At 67.7% G+C, this 5,072-nt stretch carries 4 protein-coding genes, 1 rRNA gene and 1 pseudogene; all 6 read right to left on the reverse strand.

Going from position 1 to position 5,072, the window contains the following annotated elements:
• Positions 1-208: pseudogene (locus tag KN815_RS46360) on the reverse strand (hypothetical protein); the annotation flags it as partial.
• Positions 209-213: 5 nt separating this feature from the next.
• Positions 214-546 carry a small basic family protein gene (locus KN815_RS46365; protein ID WP_014058688.1) on the reverse strand — a complete coding sequence of 111 codons (333 nt, stop codon included), beginning with the start codon at positions 544-546 and terminating at the stop codon, positions 214-216.
• Positions 543-1,469, reverse strand: a complete 927-nt coding sequence (locus KN815_RS46370; protein WP_216347797.1) for a DUF881 domain-containing protein — start codon at positions 1,467-1,469, stop codon at positions 543-545. The genes KN815_RS46365 and KN815_RS46370 overlap by 4 nt, the downstream gene beginning before the upstream one ends.
• A gap of 117 nt (positions 1,470-1,586) precedes the next feature.
• Positions 1,587-4,082, reverse strand: a complete 2,496-nt coding sequence (locus KN815_RS46375) for a mannose-1-phosphate guanyltransferase (RefSeq protein ID WP_216347798.1) — start codon at positions 4,080-4,082, stop codon at positions 1,587-1,589.
• Between the two features lie 113 nt (positions 4,083-4,195).
• Positions 4,196-4,804, reverse strand: coding sequence for a cardiolipin synthase ClsA (gene clsA, locus KN815_RS46380; RefSeq protein WP_014058691.1), 609 nt, complete (start codon positions 4,802-4,804; stop codon positions 4,196-4,198).
• 147 nt (positions 4,805-4,951) lie between these two features.
• Positions 4,952-5,068 (reverse strand): 5S ribosomal RNA (rrf, locus tag KN815_RS46385).
• Positions 5,069-5,072: the final 4 nt, after the last annotated feature.

The following is a 5,072-nucleotide window of genomic DNA, read 5'->3' on the forward strand; positions in this document are numbered from 1 at the left end:
GCTCCCGGGCCGTCTCCGGCCGTCGCGGCGGCTCGGGCTGCCGCCGCGCCTGCTCAGCGCCCGGTTCGGTCTCTTCGGCCTTCGCTGCCCGCTCGGGCCCCTCGGGTCTCGCGTCCCGCTCGGCCAGTCGCGGCGTTTCGGCCGGACGTCGCGGCGTTTCGGCCGACTCCGGCCGCTCGGGCTTCTCAGGGGTGCCGTCGGTCGTCATCGGCCTCACGCCCGGAAGACATGGCGGCGGATCGCGGCCGCGTTGGAGAAGATCCGGATACCGAGCACGACCACGACTCCCGTCGAGAGCTGGGCACCGACGCCCAGCTTGTCACCGAGGAAGACGATCAGTGCGGCCACCACCACATTGGACAGGAACGATACGACGAAGACCTTGTCGTCGAAGATCCCGTCCAGCATCGCCCGGAAGCCCCCGAAGACCGCGTCGAGCGCCGCCACGACGGCGATCGGCAGATAGGGCTCGACCACCGTCGGCACCACGGGTCGGACCACAAGCCCGACCACGACTCCCACGATGAGCCCCAATACGGCGATCACGATGTGCCCTTCCCTGTGTCGGCGTCACCCTTGCCGGAGCCACCGGCTATCGGTTCCGCGGTGCGTACGATCAGGCTCGGTGCGGCCGGAAGCCGGAGCGAGTCCTGGGCGGAAATGCTCGTGCGGATGTCATAGTTCTGCTGAAGCACATGCAGATACTGGCCGTCCGCGCTGTTCTGGAAGGCGGTGCTCAGCCGCTGCCCGTCCCCCACCGCGAGCACCGTATACGGCGGCGCCAGCGGCTTGTTGTCGACCAGTATGGCGTCTCCCGCCGCCCTGATCGCCGAGAGCGCCGTCAGCCGCTGTCCGTTGATCGAGATGGCCTCCGCGCCCGACTCCCACAGGCCGTTGACGACGCGCTGCATATCGTGGTCGCGCACCCGGCCGGTATCGGAGAAGTCGGCGCTCTCCCGTGGTCCCCCGCCGCCGCCGGCCGCGCCCTTGGCGTCGTCGACCACCAGCTTCACCCCGGGGCCCGTCACCTCGTTGGCCCCCGAGAGCAGCGCGACCAGATCGGCCTTGGCTCCGCCGTGCTTCTCCAGCGCCTGCCGCTGCTTCTCCCCGACCTCGCCGCGGAGCTTGTCCACGCCCCTGGCGAGCTTGTCCGCGTTCGAGTTCCCCGTCTCGATACGGTCGATCAGCTCTCCCCGCTCCTTGGCCAGCGTGGGCGCCGATATCCGCGCCTCGGCGGCGCCGACGGTGATGACCACCGCGACCAGGACAAGACCGAGAGCCAGCCCCAGTTTGGCCCGCATGGTGCGCGGCAGGTGCGAGCGACCGGTCTCACCGCGCCGCGCGGCGGCCTCGGCGTAACCGTCGTCGAGGCTGTGGTCCATCACATTGGTCAGCAGCGACATGGACGCGTCGAGGCGCGGGCGAGGGCGCGGCGATGCTGTGCTCCGAACGGGGGGCGGCTGCGACATGCCGCACATCGTCGCACGTGGGGGCCGCCGCCACCGAATGGCCCCTCCGGCGTGCCGGATCGGGGACCTCGGGGCGGCGGCCCCCACGCGCTCAGACGTGCGGAGACGGCCTGGGGATCAGCGCCCCGCGCTGTCCACGACGCTCGCCCATTCGTCCAGCAGGGCCTGCGCGGACGCGTCGTCCGGGCCCTCGGCCCACAGATGGGTGACCGCCTCGGCCGGGTCGGGCAGCACCATGACCCACCGGCCGTCGGCCTCCACGACCCGCACCCCGTCGGTGGTGTCCACGCTACGGTCGCCCGCGGCCTCCACCACATGCCGCATGACCAGGCCCTTGACCGCCCAGGGGGTGGCCAGATCACGCCGCTGGACATGCGCCCGCGGGATCCGCGCATCGATCTGACTCAGCGTCAACTGAGTGCGCGCCACCAGCCCGATCAGCCGGACGAAGGCGGCCGTACCGTCGAAGACGCTGCTGAACTCGGGGATGATGAATCCGCCGCGCCCGTCACCGCCGAAGATGGTGGTCTCCGAGCGGGCGACCCGGGTCAGATCGTCCGCCGCGGTGGTCGTCCACTCCACCTGCGTGCCGTGATACGCCGCCACCTGCTCGGCGATACGGGTCGTGGTCACCGGAAGCGCCACCCGCCCGCTGCGCCGCTCCGCGGCCACCAGGTCCAGCATCACCAGCAGTGTCCGGTCGTCCTCGACGATGCGGCCCCGCTCGTCGACGAGCGAGAACCGCTCACCGACCGGGTCGAACCGCACTCCGAACGCCGCACGCGCCGAGGCGACGATCTCGCCGAGCCGGGCCAGCCCCGACCGGCGGGCATCGGCGGTCTCCGTCGGACGCGCCTCGTTCAGGCCGGGATTGATGGTCAGCGCGTCCACCCCGAGCCGTCCCAGCAGACTCGGGAGCACCAGCCCGGCGCTTCCGTTGGCGGCGTCCACGACGACCTTGAGACCGGATTCGGCGATGCCGCTGATGTCCACGGCGCGCAGCAGCGAGCCCGTGTACGAGTCGAAGACACTCGACGGGAAGCTGAGGTCACCGATCTCGCCCGGGAAGGCCCGGCGGTACTCCTGGCGGGCGTACACCCGGTCCAGCTTCCGCTGGCCGGCCGCGGACAGATCGGCGCCCCGCTCGTCGAAGAACATGATGTCCACCGAGTCCGGCACCCCGGGCGAGGTCCGGATCATAAAGCCGCCGGCACTGCCGCGCGCGGTCTGCTGCCGGGCCACCGGCAGCGGTACGTTCTCCAGGTCCCGTACGTCGATGGCGCTGGTCTGCAGGGCGGAGATCATCGCCCGTTTGAGCGCCCGCGCGCCCCTGGAGTGGTCACGCGCCGTGGTGACCGTGGAGCCCTTCTTGAGCGTCGTCGCATACGCCCCGGCGAGCCGCACCGCGAGCTCCGGGGTGATCTCCACATTGAGGATCCCGGAGACGCCGCGGGCGCCGAACAGATGGGCCTGCCCCCGCGACTCCCAGATCACCGAGGTGTTGACGAACGCACCCGCCTCGATGGTCTTGAACGGATAGACCCGGACATTGCCCTGGACGATCGACTCCTCGCCGATCAGGCACTCATCGCCGATGACGGCCCCGTCCTCGATCCGGGCGGCGCGCATGATGTCGGTGTTCTTGCCGATGACACAGCCGCGCAGATTGCTCTGCTGACCGACGTACACGTTGTCGTGCACCACCGCCTTGTGAAGAAAGGCGCCGCTCTTCACCACGACATTGGAACCGACGACGGTGTGCTCACGGATCTCGGTACCGGCCTCCACCTTGGCGTAGTCACCGATGTAGAGCGGGCCGCGGAGCACGGCCTCCGGATCCACGTCCGCCCCTTCGGCGACCCATACGCCGGGAGAGATCTCGAATCCGTCGAGTTCGACGTCGACCTTGCCCTCGAGAACATCGGCCTGGGCCTTCACATAGCTCTCATGGGTGCCCACGTCCTCCCAGTAGCCCTCGGCGACATACCCGAAGATGGGCTTGCCCTCCTTCATCAACTGAGGGAAGACATCTCCGGACCAGTCGACCGGAACATCGGGCTCGACATAGTCGAAGACCTCCGGCTCCATGACATAGATGCCGGTGTTGACCGTGTCCGAGAAGACCTGACCCCAGGTGGGCTTCTCCAGGAAACGCTCGACCTTTCCGGCCTCGTCGACGATGGTGATGCCGAACTCGAGGGGATTGGGGACGCGCGTCAGACAGACGGTGACAAGGGCTCCGTTTTCCTTATGGAAATTGATCAGATCCGTAAGGTCGAAATCCGTCAGGGCGTCGCCCGAGATCACAAGGAAGGTGTCGTCCTTGAGCGCTTCCTCTGCGTTCTTGACGCTACCGGCGGTGCCGAGTGGCTTCTCCTCATTCGCGTACGTGAGCTCCATACCGAGCTCCTCGCCGTCACCGAAGTAGTTCTTGACCAGGGACGCGAGGAACTGGACGGTCACCACGGTCTCGCTGAGCCCATGCCGCTTGAGCAGCCGCAGCACATGCTCCATGATCGGCCGATTGGCCACGGGCAGCAGCGGTTTGGGCATGGTCGAGGTCATCGGGCGCAGACGAGTTCCCTCGCCCCCTGCCATCACGACGGCCTTCATGTCGGAAGCGTCCTCCTTGAAGAGACGACGGTCATGCCGACCGTGCACGCCCGATGGCCCTTACATCTACCGCGCTACGGGCCTCGGCTTCTATGGACGCCGCTACGGCGAGCTCAGTCGGCCGCGGTGTCCGCCCTGACAAGTCGGCGGACCTGAACCACGTAGAGGACTCCTGCCCACCAATAGAGTGTTGTACCCCATCCGGCGAACGCCCATCCGAAAATTGCGGCGGTCGTGTGAAGCCAGCCACTTCCCTCACTCAGAAGGAGCAAGGGGAAGGCATACATCAGGTTGAAGGTCGCCGCCTTGCCGAGGAAGTTCACCTGGGGCGGCGGATAGCCGTGGCGCCGGAGGATGCCCACCATCACCAGCAGGACCAGCTCTCGTGCGAGAAGGACCGCGGTCAGCCAGAGGGGCAGGATCTCGCGCCAGGTGAGCCCGACAAGGGTCGACAGTATGTAGAGCCGGTCGGCCGCGGGGTCGAGAAGTCGGCCGAGGCTGCTGATCTGGTTCCAGCGACGGGCCAGCTTCCCGTCGAGATAGTCGCTGACACCGCTGAACGCCAGCACCAGCAGTGCCCAGCCGTCACTGTTGGGCCCGCCGAACTCGGGCCGGAGGATCAACCACAGGAAAAGCGGCACGCCGACGAGGCGCGCAGCGCTGAGGATGTTCGGGATGGTGAGCACACGGTCCGTCTGAACTCGTGTCTCCTGTACCTCCACCCGGGAGCCTCCCGTGAGAAACAGGCCGATGATGCCCCATGACTCTACCGGTAGGCCCGCATGGGTCCGGCACCGGGGCGTACCGGACCGGGACATAAAAAAGACCCCGAGGGAATCGGATTCCCATCGGGGTCTTTTTGAAGAATTGTTCGGCGGTGTCCTACTCTCCCACAGGGTCCCCCCTGCAGTACCATCGGCGCTGAAAGGCTTAGCTTCCGGGTTCGAAATGTAACCGGGCGTTTCCCTAACGCTATGACCACCGAAACAC

The organism is Streptomyces niphimycinicus, assembly GCF_018883605.1.
GTDB classification, from domain to species: domain Bacteria; phylum Actinomycetota; class Actinomycetes; order Streptomycetales; family Streptomycetaceae; genus Streptomyces; species Streptomyces niphimycinicus.

What these genes read in the sequence shown, in the direction of transcription:
- KN815_RS46370 (WP_216347797.1), bottom strand. Translation starts at nt 1,469, where the DNA reads ATGTCGCAGCCGCCCCCCGTTCGGAGCACAGCATCGCCGCGCCCTCGC.
- KN815_RS46375 (WP_216347798.1), bottom strand. Translation starts at nt 4,082, where the DNA reads ATGAAGGCCGTCGTGATGGCAGGGGGCGAGGGAACTCGTCTGCGCCCG.